Genomic DNA, 14,908 nt, shown 5'->3' with positions numbered 1-14,908 from the left:
CGCCCGACCTGCCGGTCAGGCGCTGCGCACATCCTGCAGGAAGCGGGCGACTTCCTCGCGGATCAGAACGCCCTGCTCGCCGAGAGATTCGGCAAGCAACTCGACTTCCGAGCTGTTGCTGCGCGCCAGGCTGGCGGCGGAACCGACCGCTTCCATGCGCTCGGCGCCCTCTTCCGAACGGGCGGAGGCACTGGAAACGTTCTCGGAGATCGCGTGAACCGCCTCATCCTGCTGCTCGACGGCCGAAGCCACGGCGGATGCCAGCCCTTCCATGTCCGAAATGATACGGTTCACATCCTCGATGGCCTGAACCGCCTCGCCGGAAGATCCCTGGATCGCCTCGATCTGGGTTGCGATTTCCTCGGTTGCCTGAGATGTCTGGTCGGCGAGCTGCTTGACTTCTGCCGCCACCACGGCGAACCCCTTGCCGGCCTCGCCTGCGCGGGCGGCTTCAATGGTCGCATTCAACGCCAGGAGATTGGTCTGGCTGGCAATGTCCCGGATGAGACCCATGACTTCACCGATCCGGTCTGCTGCGCCGGAAAGCTTCTGCATGGTGGCAACGGTTGAGGTCGCGCTCGCGACGGCCTGTTTGGCAACTTCCGTCGACCTGTTCGCCTGCCCGGCGATTTCCGCGATGGATGCGGCAAGTTCTTCCGCGGATTGGGCCGCAGATGTGACGTTTTGCGCGGCGGTCTTCACAGCAGTTGCCGCTTCGTCGGACTGATCCGCAACATCATCCGCCGACTGTTCCATGGATTTCGAGGTTTGCCGCAGTTCATCATTCGCTCTGTCCAGACTGTTGAGTGCCTGGGAGACGGTTCCCTCGAAGCTGCCGATCAGCTTGTCGAGCCGGACAACGCGTTCCTCGCGCTTGCTGTATTCGGAGGCCTGCGCCTCCGCGAGCTGGATGCGTTCAAGCGCGTTGTCGCGGAACACCTGGACGGTTCGGCTCATCGAAGCCAGTTCCGTATTTCCCGCGACCTCGGGAAGGTCGAGGTCGGTGTGTCCATCCGCCAGCTTCTCCATCGCCGCCTGCAGTCGGGACAGCGGCCGGGCAATCGACTGTCCGATCAGGAGAGCGATGGCGGGGAGCAGAACCAGCAGGAGCAGTATCGTACCGCCGATTGCGACGGCGGCGATGAAACGGGCGGCTGCCAGCTGCTTGTCGGCTTGTGACTGGATTAGACGAGCGGCCGCGTTCAAGGTGGCGATATGCGGCGGGACCAGTTCGAACAGGCTTTCCAACAGAGCTGTATACTCGGCCTTTTCGGACATTGCGGCGGTGTATTCGTCGAACGTGGCCTTGTAGGCGGCCATGTTGTCGGCGAGCTCCTTCTTGATGGCGTCGGAGATATAGACCTTTTTCAGAAGCTTCTCGAACACCATGAACTCGGCTCCGAACATCTCCACCGACTGAGGTGTGTTGTTCAGGGTGTATTCCTTTTCCGCGAGCTGAACGGCAAGGATGGCGCGTGCCAGTTTCTCGAAGTCCGGACCACCACCGAATTTCATTTCTTCCTGCAGACGGAGCTTCACGGCCCCGGCGGTTTCATTCAGTTTCGCCAGATACCCCTGAGTGCTGTCGTAACCGATCTTCTGCTGGACCGCGTCAAGCATTTCGAACGCACCCCCGGTACCTTCCAGCGTGTCCCTAACGTCCGCGATCTGGACTGACTGGACCGCGGCAACCGGGTTGGCGGAAATGCCTTCCAGAACCATATTGGCCTGCGCGAGTTTCGCCTCGAAGGCCTCGACCCCGCCCGGTGAAGGCGCGATAAGGTAACGCTCCTCAACTGCCAGCAGGGAGCCTCCGACATCGGAAAGTTCCGCGACCTGCTCGGCCAGGGTTGCGCTTCCACCCATGCGGGTAAAAGCGGTATCCACCTCGTTCTGGCTCCAGAAAAACACGGCCCCTATTGCCAGAAGGCCGACAATCGTGAATAGGCTGAGCGAGAGAATTCTGACTTTGACCGACAATCTCGACAGAATTTGAAGTGATGGTTGAGTCCCGACAGTCACCAGCGTATGCCCCTAACACCTGAGTAATCAGTCCACAGAGTCTAGGAAAATCAACAATTTCCAGTTAATGACTTCCTACCCTTCCATCCGCAAAACTGCCCAATTTCCGGGCATTCTCTCTCTTTTTGAGGCAAAGTTTGAAATTCCTCGCCAAATCCGCTCCGGCAATCTTCGTTCTGTTGTGGTCCACCGGATTCATCGGTTCGAAACTGGGCGCGCCCTATGTCGAACCGATGGTGTTTCTGACCGTCCGATTCGCCGCGGTCGTGCCGATCCTGATCGTTCTGGCCCTAATGTTATCGAAATCCTGGCCAAAATCACCGGTTGCAATTTTTCACTGCATCGTCACCGGAATGCTCGTTCACGGGATTTATCTCGGTGGCGTCTTCTGGGCGATCAAGCAGGGCATGCCGGCGGGCCTGTCGTCGATCATCGTCGGCCTGCAGCCGGTTCTGACGGCGCTCATGGCGGTGCTGATGCTTGGGGAAACCGTCTCGAAAAGACACTGGCTTGCCATGGCCATCGGTGCTGCCGGCCTGGCCCTGGTTCTCGGCCCGAAGTTCGACCTGAGCGGAACCGGCATCACGGTTGCGACCATCGCCGTCGTGCTTGGCGGCGTCTTCGCCATCAGTCTGGGCACGGTCTACCAGAAACGCTTTGTGGGAACCACGGATCTTCTTGCGGCAACCGCCTGGCAATATGTCGGCGCCCTGCTGGTAACCGTCCCCTTAAGCCTTTTCGAAAGCTGGAGCATCACCTGGTCGGGTGAATTCATTTTCGCGCTTGTCTGGCTGATCCTGGTTCTGTCCGTGGGGGCGATCCTGCTTCTGATGCTGCTCATCCGTCAGGGAGCCGTCTCGAGGGTCGCCAGCCTGTTCTACCTGGTGCCTGTCGCAACGGCGGTCGAGAGTTATTTTCTCTTCGGGGAAACCCTGACAATTGTCCAGCTTGCCGGTATGGCGCTCGTCGTCAGCGCTGTCCTGACGATCCGCAAGCCTACTGCAAGACCCTGATCCGCCCGCAGCATCGCGCTGTCAGCTTTCGCTCGCCTCGCGCAAGGCCGCCTGCGCTTTCTTGCGCAGGGCAAACTGCCGCTGGCGGGAAATCGCCGCGTTGAGCTCGCCTCCGAGAATGAAGACAAGTGCGCAGATATAGAGGAAGATCACCGCGGTCATGATGCCGGCCAGTCCGCCATAGGTGGACACGTAATTGGCGAAGCGGGCCAGATAGGCACCAAAGACACTGCCGGCGACAATCCACATGATCAGGGTTGCAAGCACACCCGGCCAGAGATCTCTGAAGGTCCTGTGTCCCGAGGGAAGCTGCCAGTGGGTGATGAACAGTCCGATGATCAGCAGGGACCCGGCCAGCGTGTATCTCGCCAGATTGATCGACAGCAGGAAGGATTCGATCGCCGGCACGTAAGTCTCCAGCTCCGCCAGAGCCAGCGGCGCCAGAACCACGAGAAACGTGTAGGCCAGCAGGATGCCTGCGCCCAGCAGGACCAGTCCGAGGGACTGCAGCCTCAACAGGACAATCGAACGGTGTTCCTGCTGCCGGTAGGCGCGGTTCAGCGCGGTGCGCAGCGCCTCCACGCCGTTGGAGGCAAACCACAGCGCGGCCACGGCACCCAGTGTCAGAAGGTCCCCGCGCCGGACCGTCAGGACATTCTGGACTTCACGTGCAAGCGGCGCGGCGACGCTTTGGGGCCAGGCATCGAAAATGAGATCGGAGACCGTATCGGCCGCCCCGGTCAGGCCGAGAAAGGCCGCCAGCGACGCTATGAAAATCAGCAGTGGAAAAATGGCAAGAAGGCCGGAAAGGGCGACGTGACTGGCCATGGCGAAGCCGTCATCACGGGTAAAATGGCCGATTGCGTCTTTCAGGACGGCATAAATCGTCACGGCTGCAAGGCGAAGACTCATATTTCGATGAGGCCTTGCTCCAAAGGTCTAGTCAAGGCCCCCGGGTAAAATCCGCCCCCTCCAAAAGGTGAAGAAATTCCGCCTCGACAAATCAGGGTGTGCAACGCAACATAGCTTCAACAACAAGCGCGCGAACGCAACAAATGAAAACGGAGAACGCCAATGTCCCCTGCAGCCCCAAAGGCGGCAGAAACGCCGGAGAGCCTGTCGGAACACACGGCCGCCGCCGTCGCCACCCTCGACAGCCTGCTTGATCTTGCAGCGCAGCGGGTGCGGGCGCTGGTGACGAAAGACGACCGCATCTCCTCGCAGCGCATGGAAGAGGAACAGCGGGCCACCCACGGACTGGCATGGCTGGCGACCTATGTGGACTCGCTGCGCCAGCTTGACGCCTATGCAAGCCGTCTCAAGGAGGAAGGCCGTTACGGCACGCTGGAGGACAGGATTGTCCGGCTCGGGTTCGCCGAATATCTGGCACAGGTTTTCGGCGGCATCCCGATGAACCAGGGGGAAGTTGTTCGCCTCGCGGACCTGGGCATTGCCCACGACGAGGCCGAACCTTTTCGCACAGTTGAAGTGGAGACACTGATCCGGGAAGGCAACACGCCTGACATCCGCCGGGAGATCACGCAGCTCATCCGCGATCAGGCCGGTCACTCGACATTCGGTGACCCCGGCCTCGATGAAACGATGGAGCAGATCCGCAACGAGATGCGACGCTTTGCGCAGGATACCGTCGCCCCCCATGCCCATGAATGGCACCTGAAAAACGAATACATCCCATACGAAGTGGTCGGCCAGATGTCCGAACTGGGCGTATTCGGCCTGACCATCCCGGAAGAATATGGCGGGCTCGGTCTTGGCAAGGAAGCCATGTGCGTCGTCTCCGAGGAACTGTCCCGCGCCTATATCGGTGTCGGCTCCCTCGGCACCCGATCCGAGATCGCCGCGGAACTCATCCTGTGCGGCGGCACGGAAGACCAGAAGCAGCACTGGCTGCCGAAAATCGCTTCCGGTGAGATCCTGCCCACGGCTGTCTTTACCGAACCCAACACCGGCTCCGACCTGGCGTCCCTCAAGACTCGCGCCGTAAAGGACGGTGACAACTGGAAGGTCTCGGGCAACAAGACCTGGATCACCCATCCGGTGCGCGCAGACGTCATGACGCTTCTTGCCCGCACCAACCCTGAAGAAGCCGGCTACAAGGGCCTTTCCATGTTCCTCGCGGAAAAGCCGCGCGGCACGGATGAAGATCCTTTTCCGGCCGAGGGCATGAGCGGCGGCGAGATAGAAGTGCTCGGCTATCGCGGCATGAAGGAATACGAGATTGCCTTCGACGGCTTTGAGGTGAAGGGAGAGAACCTCCTCGGCCAGGTGGAGGGCGAGGGCTTCAAGCAGCTCATGCAGACCTTTGAGGGCGCCCGCATCCAGACCGCGGCCAGAGCCCTGGGCGTTGCCCAGTCCGCGCTCGATCTCGGTCTGCGGTACGCGGAAGAACGCATCCAGTTCGGCAAGCCGCTGATCGAGTTTCCACGCGTCTCCGACAAGCTGGCGATCATGACCACCGAACTGATGATAGCTCGCCAGCTCACCTATTTTTCCTCATGGCAGAAGGACTCCGGCAAACGCTGCGACCTCGAGGCGGGCATGGCAAAGCTTCTTGGCGCACGCGTCGCATGGGCCGCCGCCGACAACGCCCTGCAGATCCACGGCGGCAACGGCTTCGCGCTGGAGTATCCCGTTTCCAGAGTCCTGTGCGACGCCCGCATCCTGAACATCTTCGAAGGCGCGGCGGAGATCCAGGCGCAGGTGATCGCCCGGCGGCTTCTGGAGACCCGTGGCAACGCCTGACAGGCACGGAACTGAAACTCGAGGGGAACCCTGCGCTGTGGCGCCGGGTTCCGGTCATTTCGCCTGATTGTCCTTGCCGGACAAGCGTCTTTCCAGCAAGCCGACCGCCGCAAGGACGATCACCACAAGCACGGTGGCCACGAGGGCCAGTCCCATCTGACCTGCGCCGCACGCCATCCCGATAGCGCCCGACAGCCACATGGACGCGCCCGTGGTGACGTTCTTGACCGTTCCGTTGCGTGCGAAGATCAGGCCAGCCGAAAGGAATGCAACGCCGGCGGTCACCGCTTCGACCAGGCGCAGCGGATCAACCTGTTTGTCCGCATCGCCGCCGAAGGAAAGCGCGGCAAGCTCCTGGCTGATCAGCAGGAAAAGACAGGACGCGAGCGCAATCAGCATATGCGTGCGCAATCCGGCGTCCTTGCCGCGACCTTCCCGCTCGAAGCCTATGACCCCGCCCAGCACGATCGCCGCTATCATGCGCATCAGCACGATGGAGACAGGCAGGGCCTGAAAGTTGAGGTCGAACTCGGACTGGATCTGTTCAAGCATGGTGAACTCGCGGATTTGCGCGCCTGGGACGTCAGCTTATGGACAAACGGCCCAGCGCCCGCATGGTTCCTGCCCGCGCGGTTACAGCTTGCAGGGCCACGTCTGCGGGACAGCCGATTGAAAGATCGTTCCATCATCCAGATATAAGCAGTTAGCCTGGTGCGACTTCGAAACGAGCCGAGACGGCCCGTCCTGCCCGACAGGTATGCGTGGAACGGATCGGCCGCAGTCCCGTTGATCATCCAGGTGGTCCGACATTACGAGGAGATAGGAAATGAGCGAATCGATCCGGTTGAAACATGGCGGTTGGGTTGTGGTAGCCGACGGCGCCAAGGCGCTTTTCCTGCGCAACGAAGGTGACGAGAAATTCCCGAACCTCGAGATCTTCAAGAAGGAAGAACAGGACAACCCGCCGAACCGTGAGCAGGCCGCCGACCGCCCCGGTCGCAAGAGCGACGGGCCGCAAGGTCACCGGAGCGCTGTCAGCGAAACCGACTGGCATCAGCTTGCGGAAGACGACTTCGCTGCCGATCTCGCGGACATTCTCTACAAACGCGCCCACAAGGGTGACTTCAAGGAAATGGTGCTTGTCGCCGCCCCCTCCGTTCTCGGTCAGATCCGCAAGGAACTGCACAAGGAGGTCAATGACCGGATCATTGCGGAAATCGACAAGGACCTGACCAACCACCCGGTGGACAAGATCGAAAAACTCGCTCTGGGCGGTTCCTGAACCTGAGCGAGCGGAAACGTTCTGAACATCGACAGGGACCGGAGACAACCAGCTTGAGCGATACGAATGACGATCAGCAGAGTTACCGGTCCCTGACGGGGATTATCGACCGCACGACGGACGAGGCCCGGCGCGAGGAGGTTTCGGTCGGAAATCTCCTCTCCGCCTTCGGCCAGGCCGGATTTGCGCCGCTGCTGTTCATACCGGCGCTTGCCGTCGTCACCCCCCTGAGCGGCATTCCGGCTTTCTCGTCTCTTTGCGGCATCATGATTTTCCTGATCGCCACTCAGTGGCTGACGGGCCGGGAAGATATCTGGATGCCCTCCTGGCTGACCCGCCGCTGCATCAGCGGCGAAAAGCTGAAGGCTGCAATGACCAAGATGCGTCCGATCGCAGCCTGGCTGGACAATCATTCGCGCAAACGCCTGCGGTTCCTGTTCCATCGGCCGTTCCGCTACCTGCTGCCGCTTGCCTGCATGACCCTCGGCGCACTCATGCCGCTGATGGAGCTTGTGCCGTTTTCCTCGTCGTTCTTCGGTGCTGCAGTCTGCCTTATTGCCGTGGCACTGATTACCCGGGACGGGCTCTACGCCCTGATTGCCCTCTTGCCGGTTGGCGGCGCAGTCTGGGCCGCAGTGGCGATTTTCTAACCCGCGTTGATGTCTCGATTGAACGCCTGAATCCCCGCTGGCCATTCGACTCGACCCATGCCCCCAGGCCCTTCTTTCCCATCACCCGTGACCGGATTTTTGCACGCTGCGACCGCCGCGAGGCGCGTCGGGCTGCGATTGAATCCGGAACGAGTGGGGCTCTGACGCGTTTGCGAGCTGTGTGGAAACGTCAAGCTTCCTGAAGTTTGCCCGTTCAAATCTCAAGCGAGGAATAAAATGGCCTATCATCAAACTTCTTCCGATGGGGAAGACCGGACCGTTCTGAACAAGACCGACGCCAGGCAGGGGCGTGAGCCGCATCAGGTCCGCTACGTTCTGGGTTTCGGCCTGACCGGAGCGATTCTGGCGCTTGCAGCCGTGCTGTTTTTCTACGCGTACTGACGGCCCAGACCATTCATGCGCAGCAGTTACCCGGCCCGCGGCCCTTAAATGAAGGCTGCGAGCCGGGTAAATTCTTCAATACCGGGGACGACCCGTCCCCGGTATGACCTTACCGGCAGTTCGCGACATATTCGCGGCCGTAAGCATCCCTGTAGACACATTTGCCGGGTTCCGTCGCCCGTCCGACCAGGGCACCGGCAGCAGCGCCAACTGCGCCACCGACAAGCGCACCCTGCGTACTGCCGGATACGGCAGCGCCAACGGCCGCACCCGAGGCTCCGCCGATTACGGCGCCTTTTTGCGTGTTGTTGCAGGCAGTTAACCCGATCAGGGCAACCGCGACAAGAACGGCTCTCAACATTTGGATCTCCCTTGTTGTTGCACAGGGACACAACGGCAGCAGTTCGCAATGGTTCCCATATGCCGGCGTCTTCCTTGAGCCGGACCGACCGGTTTCGATGATGGGACAACGGAACTTCTTTTCCCGCGAGACGTTCTCCTTGTGTTGGCAGGCTGCGCCGATCCGGCGACCGATCGAGGTCCACTATCCGCTGAGGATGAGCCGACCGCGCGGCCCGAACACAAAGAACAAACAGGGATACCTAATCATGATCCGGAAGTTTCTTGCCACAACCGCTCTCACCGCCGTAGTAGCGGCAGGCGCCGCCTATGCCAGTGACACCAGAACAGACGCAGGCATGACCGGGGATCGCTCCGCACCGGTTTTCGAGCGCTTTTCCGACAAACCCTCCGATTACAATGTCGGCGGTTACCTGGAAACCTCGGAAAGCCAGGTGCTTGCCACCACACTGATCGGCAAATCGATCTACACGCGCCTTGGCGATGACGCTGAAGTTGTCGGCGACGTGAACGACATGGTGATGTCCGAAGACGGCAAGGCGGAAGCTGTTGTTGTCGGCGTCGGTGGATTTCTCGGCCTGGGCGAAAAGCAGGTGGCCGTATCCTTTGAACGCCTGTCTCTCTCCGAGATCGACGGCGTCACCTGGCTGACGATCAACAGCACGCGCGAAGAGCTGGAAAATGCGCCCGAATTCGACCGTGACCTGATCGTGGGCAAGGCGGGGCCTGAACAGGCCATTTCCGAAGATTACGACCAGACTGCTCAGCTCCCGAACGGCGCCTTGCCGTCGACAGCCCCCGCGGCGGATCCGGTTGTCGAGGCAGCTCAAGCAGATACGCAGCGCAAAGTTGAAGACAACCTCGGCGTCGCTGAAGCTCCGGCCCTGCAGGGCGGCAATCAGTCGACAGGCGAAGACGGGGTTTCCGTCGACCAGACATCCGTCTCCGTCCAGGAGCTGATCGGAACGGCCGTCGTCGGAGCCGACCAGGAGCAGCTCGGGGAGGTCAGCGACATTCTCCTCGGTGCAAAAGAGGACAACGTGAAAGCCTACCTGATCGATGTCGGTGGTTTCCTTGGCCTCGGCGAAAAGCAGGTAGCCTTCGCCGCCTCCGGTCTGGACATCTACAAGGATGAAACCGGCACGATGCACATCTATTCGTCGGTCACTCAGAAGAAGCTCGAGTCCGTGCCTGAATACGATGAACAGGCGTTCCGCATGAACCCGGATGCCGTGCTCGTCAAATAAAACGCTCGGGCGGAATAGGGGTGCCGGCACGCCGGCCCCCTTGCTTGCCTGATAGGCGACTGATTTCAAGAGATTGCTCATAAAGGGAGAAAGACAATGACCAGCCGGACAAATGGACAGATCGCCGAGATTCTGAAGGACGAGTCCCGGAGCAAGGAAGACCGCATTTCCGACCTTCTCACCATGCGCCAGGACGCGCGCGCCCTGCAGCGCGCCGGCACGGAAAGCCCGATGGTGAACGAGGATCAGACCTCTTCCCAGCTTCGCGAGATCGATCTTGCGCTGGAAAAGCTCGGACATGACGAATTGCAGGAAGCGGACGAGAAAAACGCCGCGACCCTTTGAGGTAACGGCCATGCGCGACCTGCTCACGGCGTTGAACGTCTAACCTTTGGTCACTATGTAAGAAAGGCGGAAACCAATCGCGGGAAATGACATGGATACGACTTTCGAGGACCTGGGGTCCGGTCCCGAGTTTCTGGGACCTGAAGAAGAACAACGACAAACCGTCCGAAAAAAGCTGCTCGCCACGGCGCGCAAGGCCATCCGTCAGGTTCCCTTCATCGAGGATATCGTTGCCGGATATTATTGTGCGATGGACCCGGCAACGCCGGTCAAGGTGCGCGCATCGTTCATCGGCGCGCTGGCCTATTTCGTCATGCCCATCGATGCGGTGCCGGATTTTCTGCTCGCAATCGGCTTCGGAGACGATGCCACGATCCTTCTGGCTGCCATTGCGATGATCCGCGTGCACATGCATGAAGACCACTATCAGGCAGCCCGGGACGCGCTGAAAGACGGCGACCTGTAACCGCTCAGGCGTTTCGGTTCCGCCCTTTGCCGGCCGGGTCTTTAACACCGTGCCAGCCTCCCGACATCCTGCCGGCGATCAGCCAATAGACAGCCCCGGCGAGAAATCCTGCGGCCAGCACAACGGCGCTCCCCGGTCTCCAGTCTGTTGTCCCGCTCCCGGCCCCGAGCGTCCACACGAGAAACGCGATGGCTCCGGCTGCGGCGACATGAAAGATGAAACCCTGCAAGCGCACAGCTTCGGCAACAGCGATCAGAACGGCGGCAGGCACGAGGACCGTGCCTCCAATGACGCTTGCCCCGACCAGGCCCGAGCCGGCCATGGCGGCAAAGGCGACCGGATCCTGGTCCGGATGAGCCGCGCGAAAAAAGCCCCACGCAAGAAACAGCCCACAGGCTATGACAGCCAGAACGAAGCCGCAGACGATCCTGAGGAGTTGAAACAGAAGTTTTCCGCCGTCCAAAACCTGACCTTCCTTGAAATGGAGCATATTGCCCTTACTTGATCCCTTATCCTGCGCTTTGCAACTGTGCTAGCGGTCGCTTCAGTCGAATCGCGACGCTTTTACCCCAAACCCGCTCCTTTCGGCCAAACACCTTCGGGAAACGCGAAAACCGCCGATTTCAGTTGACTTTTTGACGGTTTGGCAGGACGTTAGGGGCTGGCGTTAGGACTTGCGCAACAAGCACCTTGGTACATGAGTTCCGGGGGTTTTTGTGTATGCGAAGAGCCAGATCCCAAAGTAGCCTGCGTCCGTGCGGATACGGACAAGGTGCTTCAGGACATTTAATCCGGGCAACTTTTCCGCAATCGGGCACATCCGCCCACCTGCGGGTTGTTCTGGCGCCATGTTGAAACGATAGAGGAGTTTGCGACCATTCGCCGTCCATTCCGCGCCCCGCCTCCGACTAAGGAAGGCCCGCGCACGAACCAAGAAATTCGCGTTCGCGAAGTCCAGTTGATTGATCATGAAGGCGCCAACCGCGGCGTTGTTCTGACAGAAGAAGCGATGGAAATCGCAACGGAAGCAGGGTTGGATCTCGTAGAAATCCAGCCACATGCCAATCCGCCAGTCTGCAAGATCCTGGACTACGGCCGGTACAAATACCAGGCCCAGAAAAAAGCTGCTGAAACCCGAAAGAAGCAGAAGGTCGTCGAGATCAAGGAGATCAAGATGCGCCCGAACATCGACACTCATGATTATGAAGTGAAGATGAAAAGCATGCTGCGCTTCTTCGGCGAAGGCGACAAGGTGAAGGTCACGCTCCGCTTCCGCGGCCGCGAAATGGCGCACCAGGACCTGGGCATGAATCTCCTGAACAAGGTCCGTGAGGAAACAGCCGAGATTGCCAAGGTTGAAGCCTCACCGAAGCTTGAAGGTCGTCAGATGGTGATGATCCTGGCACCTATCAAATAGGCCCTGCTGCTGACCGAAAATTTCAAACCCCGCTCCGGCGGGGTTTTTTATTGCCCGGATCAGGTCGCAACCGCGCGTTTCTGCAGCCGGACGACCTGTCAGGTCTTCATCCGGCGCATGAGCAACTTGAACACCTCGATCGGCGGGTAGGGATACTCGATGGTGTCGCTTATGCCCGCATCCTTGATGCAGGCGCGCTGTTCTTCCGAAAGCTTGGGGGGCGCCAGCAGGACCGAAATGCCCTCCCAGTTCTTGCCGATATCATCGGTGACATACTTGAGATAATAGTGAACGACCTTGCTGTAGACGATGAACAGAATATCCGTCGTGTTGAGTGAAAAGCTGCGTTTCACCAGCTGATCTTCTGAAATCACCGAGACGGCGCAGCCGAGCTCATTGAGCGCCTTTAGGATCGGTTGGACGGAAGTCGGGTTCTGGGCGATGAAACTGACACGCAATTCCTCAGAGGTCGCTCTCTGCTTCTGGATGGCATTGTAGATGCGTCGAAGCTTGGTCTGGTTCTGCTTCCTGATACGCAGCACCTGACCGAGATTCGCCTCCACGGTCGCCAGAAGGAGATCATAGTCCACGGGCTTGGTCAGATAGTCGTCCACACCCAGCCGCTTGCCGTCGATAAGATCGTCGCGTGTTGCCTTGGCGGTGAGAAAGATGACAGGGACATCGTTAAGGCTTGGCCGGTTGGCTCTGATATGCTTCAACAACCCGGGGCCGTCCAGTTTCGGCATCATCATGTCACTGATGATCAGGTCCGGCTTCTCGTTTTCCAGGACCTCCAGGGCGACCTGACCGTTCTTCGCCGTCAGCACCTCATAGTTTTCGTCTTCAAGCTCCTCCTTGAGATCGTGAAGGAGCATGTCCTCGTCTTCGACGCACAAAATCCTGGCAACTTTTGACATGCTGGTTCCGTTCATAAATCAGGTTTTGTTTTCGTCAGTGAGGAAGAGCAGTCCTGACTCGCCTCAAAGGCGATAAACTCTTCCGCTTTCAAATGGTTCCGCCGAAAAGAGGCATCGCCTGGAGCGCTTTCGGGAAACACACGCCTCCCGCGGGCAAAATCAGCCCATCTCCGGAGGTCCCGCGCGTGTCCGGGGCACCAGCCCTCCCGCGCTTTCACGCCCTGGATCCAATCTGTTTCCGAAAGGCCTGAATGCATGACTTTGGTCCACATCTAGCTTGCTCTCGCCTGCGCAACTTTAGCCTGACGGCTCACCACCGGCAGGGAGATGGTGACGATCGTTCCCTTTCCGACCTCGCTTTCAACGTGGATATTCCCGCCGTGTTTCTGCACGATCATTTTTGTCAGGTTGAGGCCGATGCCCGTGCCGGCAATACCGCTGGAAGTCGACGCCCGAAAATACCGGTTGAAGATCTTGGAAATTTCTTCCTGGGGAACGCCCACCCCTTCGTCCCGCACGGAGATAACTGCCTTGCCGTCCATTTCCGAGCCGATCACGGTGATCGTCGATTGCTCGGGTGAATATTTGACGGCATTCGACAAAAGGTTCGAAATGCCCTGCTCGATCAGTTTTCTGTCCAGATCCATGAATTCGGGAAGATTGTCCACGTCGACCACGAACTTGTAGTCCCTTGCGATGCCTTTCTGTCGCTCGCACACGGCAAGGGTGAGGTGGCGCAACGAAATGGAATCCCGGTTGATCTCCATCCCGACGGACTCGGACTGAGAGAAATTCAGAAAACGCTCGATGAGATACTGCATTCGCTCAACCGAATCCCGGATGTTCCCGAGCCGCTGAACGAGCGCTTCAGGCTTCAACTTGTCCGCTTTTCGCAATATCCGCTGAGCATTGCTGTCGATGATCGCCAGCGGAGTCCTGAATTCGTGGGAGGCCATCGAGACGAACTCGCGTTGCATCTCGTTCAGTTCTTTTTCTTTTCTCAGATGCCGGACCAGCTCATCCGTATGGCTCTGCAGGACGGCATGCTGTTCCTTGTAGGAGGAGATATCGGAATAGACAGCCAGCATTCCGCCGTCGTCCGTTCTGGTCCGCGTGATCCTGTACCAGCGCCCATCGGGAAACTGCCGTTCCGTCCACATGCTCTGGCGGTCGGAAAACTCGTCGAGATTCCTCACCGGTTCGTCGGGAAAAATGGAATTAATCACTTCGCTGACATGGGCTTTGCGCGCCAGAAACGCCGGCAGCTGCGGATAGATTTCAAACATCTTGTTGTTGGCAAGAACCACCCTGCCTTCCGCATCGGTCACGGCAAAGCCGTCCTTGATGGCGTTTATCGAACTGAGAAGCAGGTCGCGATTGGCGCCCAGTTCACGGGACCGCTCGTCCAGCGTGTCTTCCAGTCGGTCCCGCGCTTCTCTCAGGGCCTTTTCCTGCTCGTGTTCGGTCGTGACATCGGTATAGGTCGTGATGATGCCCCCGCTCTGGACAGGAGTGCCCTGAATACGCAGTATCCTGCCGTCCGGCCGGGTGCGGACGAAGTCATGCGGCAAAAACAATCCGGCGAGGTCCAGGCGCTCCTTTACGAGAACTTCGGGATCTCCCGGCCCGTAGTCGCCGCGTTCGGCATTGTAGCGGAACACGTTTTCAAGCCTAGGGTCATCGTCCAGAATGTCCGCTGGCAATTCAAGCAGCTTCAACGCAGTCTCGTTGATCATCACGAGGTTGAGATCGCGATCAATGAAGGAAATGCCGTGATGAGCTGTTGAGACCAGGCATTCGAGCAGCTCCGCCGGATCAAAATCTCTGCGAATGAAATGCATCGTCTTTCCTGCAGGCTCCTGTTCGCTGGCCCGATGTGATCGATGTCAACGTGGAACGACAGAAATAATAAAAAGTAAATCTCAGGCTAAATTATACTTCAAGAACTTCATATTCTACGAAAAATAAGCAATTTTTACAATAAATGACTATTAAGTTGTGCTGATTTATCTATTGATAGTGGC

General features: G+C 59.0%; 16 protein-coding genes. 9 read left to right on the top strand and 7 right to left on the bottom strand.

Features of this window, described 5'->3' with window-relative positions; all coding sequences use genetic code 11:
- Positions 1–15: 15 nt before the first annotated feature.
- Positions 16–1,980 (bottom strand): methyl-accepting chemotaxis protein, encoded by a 1,965-nt coding sequence (locus Q1B40_RS20940; protein ID WP_299818948.1) that lies wholly within the window; start codon positions 1,978–1,980, stop codon positions 16–18.
- Positions 1,981–2,159: 179 nt separating this feature from the next.
- Between Q1B40_RS20940 and Q1B40_RS20935 the strand changes: the two genes are divergently transcribed.
- Positions 2,160–3,035: a DMT family transporter gene (locus Q1B40_RS20935; RefSeq protein ID WP_299818945.1), complete on the top strand. Its 876-nt coding sequence runs from the start codon at positions 2,160–2,162 to the stop codon at positions 3,033–3,035.
- Positions 3,036–3,056: 21 nt separating this feature from the next.
- On the opposite strand, the gene Q1B40_RS20930 is transcribed toward Q1B40_RS20935, so the two are convergent.
- Positions 3,057–3,947, bottom strand: a complete 891-nt coding sequence (locus Q1B40_RS20930) for a YihY/virulence factor BrkB family protein (protein ID WP_299818943.1) — start codon at positions 3,945–3,947, stop codon at positions 3,057–3,059.
- Positions 3,948–4,109: 162 nt separating this feature from the next.
- Here Q1B40_RS20930 and Q1B40_RS20925 point away from each other — a divergent pair, with 162 nt between their 5' ends.
- Positions 4,110–5,798 carry an acyl-CoA dehydrogenase family protein gene (locus Q1B40_RS20925; protein ID WP_299818940.1) on the top strand — a complete coding sequence of 563 codons (1,689 nt, stop codon included), beginning with the start codon at positions 4,110–4,112 and terminating at the stop codon, positions 5,796–5,798.
- A gap of 54 nt (positions 5,799–5,852) precedes the next feature.
- On the opposite strand, the gene Q1B40_RS20920 is transcribed toward Q1B40_RS20925, so the two are convergent.
- Entirely contained in the window at positions 5,853–6,350 is a 498-nt protein-coding gene (locus tag Q1B40_RS20920) for an MgtC/SapB family protein (protein ID WP_299818938.1), read from the bottom strand.
- Positions 6,351–6,624: 274 nt separating this feature from the next.
- Here Q1B40_RS20920 and Q1B40_RS20915 point away from each other — a divergent pair, with 274 nt between their 5' ends.
- From Q1B40_RS20915 to Q1B40_RS20905, 3 genes are all read left to right on the top strand, one after another.
- Positions 6,625–7,080, top strand: coding sequence for a host attachment family protein (locus Q1B40_RS20915; RefSeq protein ID WP_299818934.1), 456 nt, complete (start codon positions 6,625–6,627; stop codon positions 7,078–7,080).
- 53 nt (positions 7,081–7,133) lie between these two features.
- Positions 7,134–7,730 (top strand): exopolysaccharide biosynthesis protein, encoded by a 597-nt coding sequence (locus Q1B40_RS20910; RefSeq protein ID WP_299818931.1) that lies wholly within the window; start codon positions 7,134–7,136, stop codon positions 7,728–7,730.
- A gap of 237 nt (positions 7,731–7,967) precedes the next feature.
- On the top strand, positions 7,968–8,132 hold the full coding sequence (locus Q1B40_RS20905; RefSeq protein ID WP_299818928.1) for a hypothetical protein: 165 nt from the start codon (positions 7,968–7,970) through the stop codon (positions 8,130–8,132).
- Positions 8,133–8,241: 109 nt separating this feature from the next.
- On the opposite strand, the gene Q1B40_RS20900 is transcribed toward Q1B40_RS20905, so the two are convergent.
- Positions 8,242–8,493: a YMGG-like glycine zipper-containing protein gene (locus Q1B40_RS20900; RefSeq protein WP_299818925.1), complete on the bottom strand. Its 252-nt coding sequence runs from the start codon at positions 8,491–8,493 to the stop codon at positions 8,242–8,244.
- A gap of 247 nt (positions 8,494–8,740) precedes the next feature.
- On the opposite strand from Q1B40_RS20900, the gene Q1B40_RS20895 reads away from it, so the two are divergent.
- From Q1B40_RS20895 to Q1B40_RS20885, 3 genes are all read left to right on the top strand, one after another.
- Entirely contained in the window at positions 8,741–9,739 is a 999-nt protein-coding gene (locus Q1B40_RS20895; protein ID WP_299818922.1) for a PRC-barrel domain-containing protein, read from the top strand.
- A 96-nt stretch (positions 9,740–9,835) separates the two neighbouring features.
- The gene (locus tag Q1B40_RS20890; protein ID WP_299818919.1) at positions 9,836–10,084 is read left to right on the top strand and encodes a hypothetical protein; all 249 of its coding nucleotides are present in this window, start codon (positions 9,836–9,838) and stop codon (positions 10,082–10,084) included.
- A gap of 91 nt (positions 10,085–10,175) precedes the next feature.
- A complete protein-coding gene (locus Q1B40_RS20885) occupies positions 10,176–10,550 on the top strand; it encodes a YkvA family protein (protein ID WP_299818916.1) in 375 nt (124 codons plus the stop codon).
- A gap of 4 nt (positions 10,551–10,554) precedes the next feature.
- Here the strand turns inward: Q1B40_RS20885 and Q1B40_RS20880 are convergent, their stop codons facing one another.
- The gene (locus tag Q1B40_RS20880) at positions 10,555–11,040 is read right to left on the bottom strand and encodes a translation initiation factor IF-3 (RefSeq protein WP_299818912.1); all 486 of its coding nucleotides are present in this window, start codon (positions 11,038–11,040) and stop codon (positions 10,555–10,557) included.
- Positions 11,041–11,427: 387 nt separating this feature from the next.
- Here Q1B40_RS20880 and infC point away from each other — a divergent pair, with 387 nt between their 5' ends.
- Complete coding sequence (gene infC / locus Q1B40_RS20875) at positions 11,428–11,967, top strand: translation initiation factor IF-3 (protein ID WP_299819142.1); 540 nt, start codon at positions 11,428–11,430, stop codon at positions 11,965–11,967.
- A 98-nt stretch (positions 11,968–12,065) separates the two neighbouring features.
- On the opposite strand, the gene Q1B40_RS20870 is transcribed toward infC, so the two are convergent.
- Positions 12,066–12,884 carry a response regulator gene (locus tag Q1B40_RS20870; RefSeq protein ID WP_299818909.1) on the bottom strand — a complete coding sequence of 273 codons (819 nt, stop codon included), beginning with the start codon at positions 12,882–12,884 and terminating at the stop codon, positions 12,066–12,068.
- A gap of 272 nt (positions 12,885–13,156) precedes the next feature.
- Positions 13,157–14,725: a PAS-domain containing protein gene (locus Q1B40_RS20865; RefSeq protein WP_299818906.1), complete on the bottom strand. Its 1,569-nt coding sequence runs from the start codon at positions 14,723–14,725 to the stop codon at positions 13,157–13,159.
- Between the last annotated feature and the right edge of the window lie 183 nt (positions 14,726–14,908).

The sequence above is a fragment of the uncultured Roseibium sp. genome, assembly GCF_947496995.1.
Classification (GTDB): Bacteria; Pseudomonadota; Alphaproteobacteria; order Rhizobiales; family Stappiaceae; genus Roseibium.
The sequence above is the reverse complement of the archived record's forward strand: the minus strand, read 5'-3'. Positions and strand labels throughout refer to the sequence as shown.